General features: G+C 63.1%; 1 protein-coding gene and 1 pseudogene. One reads left to right on the top strand and one right to left on the bottom strand.

Going from position 1 to position 1,128, the window contains the following annotated elements; translation table 11 throughout:
- Position 1: 1 nt before the first annotated feature.
- The gene (locus GEU01_RS22065; RefSeq protein WP_343204072.1) at positions 2 to 547 is read left to right on the top strand and encodes a recombinase family protein; all 546 of its coding nucleotides are present in this window, start codon (positions 2 to 4) and stop codon (positions 545 to 547) included.
- Between the two features lies 1 nt (position 548).
- On the opposite strand, the pseudogene GEU01_RS22070 reads toward GEU01_RS22065, so the two are convergent.
- Positions 549 to 1,128, bottom strand: a pseudogene (locus tag GEU01_RS22070) (MobA/MobL family protein); the annotation flags it as partial.

The following is a 1,128-nucleotide window of genomic DNA, read 5'->3' on the forward strand; positions in this document are numbered from 1 at the left end:
CCTGCGTGCCGCCGGTATCGAGCCAGGTAATATTTATGATGATCGTGCATCCGGTAGCCGCGATGATCGGCCCGGCTTAGCTGCATGCCTCAAATCCTTGCGCGACGGCGATGTGCTGGTGGTCTGGAAACTCGATCGCCTCGGGCGCTCGCTCGCCCACCTGGTCAACACCGTGAAGGATCTGTCAGACCGCAGGATCGGCCTGCGTGTGCTGACCGGAAAAGGCGCTCAGATCGACACCACGACCGCATCCGGCCGCATGGTGTTCGGTATCTTTGCCACTCTGGCCGAGTTCGAGCGGGATCTGATCCGCGAGCGCACCATGGCTGGCCTTGCCGCAGCCAGAGCGCGCGGACGAAAGGGAGGGCGAAAATTCGCCCTGACCAAAGCACAGGTGCGTCTCGCCCAGGCCGCCATGGCGCAGCGCGACACGTCTGTTTCCGATCTGTGCAAGGAACTCGGGATCGAGCGCGTCACTCTATACAGATATGTCGGACCGAAGGGCGAGCTCAGGGATTATGGGAAGCGCGTTCTCAGCTTAGCGTAGGATTTCGCCCCCTCCCGCAAACGACCCCTTCCAGACGCTGCTCGACCCCGATCATCTCCCGTGTGGAGAACCGCTCCCGCCCGTGCCCGTCTTTCCCGAGCGCGACCAGCTCCGGACATGCCTCCACCCGAACCATGACAGCACTGAACTGTTCTGCATCCGCCGTATGCCGGTCCACGAACCGCGCCAGGTCCTGACGGGTGAATGTGCTCTGCTGTCGCGTCAGCGCCTCCAGCGCCACATGCGGCTCGGCCAGCAACCTTTCCCCATTGCGCCGTGCGATCTCCAGATGGTCGGCAACCCGCTCACACGGTTCACCGCGCTCCGGCCGGCGTGACCCTGCGGGTCCGATCTTGTTCTGTGGCTCAAGGTCGATCCCCTGTGCGGCAAACGACCGATGATCGATCCGCACATCCAGGTCCAGCTCGGCCAGCCGTTCATTGGCGAGCGACGCCCATCGCCCCCGCCATGTCAGCAGGAGTTCTTTGTCATTCCACGAGCGTTCTTTCGCACCAAACCCGTTCTCGTCCACAGACCGCGTGGACAGCATCACATGGGCATGGGGCTTCGCCTGTCCGTCT

This window comes from Komagataeibacter europaeus LMG 18890, from assembly GCF_000285295.1.
Classification (GTDB): domain Bacteria; phylum Pseudomonadota; class Alphaproteobacteria; order Acetobacterales; family Acetobacteraceae; genus Komagataeibacter; species Komagataeibacter europaeus.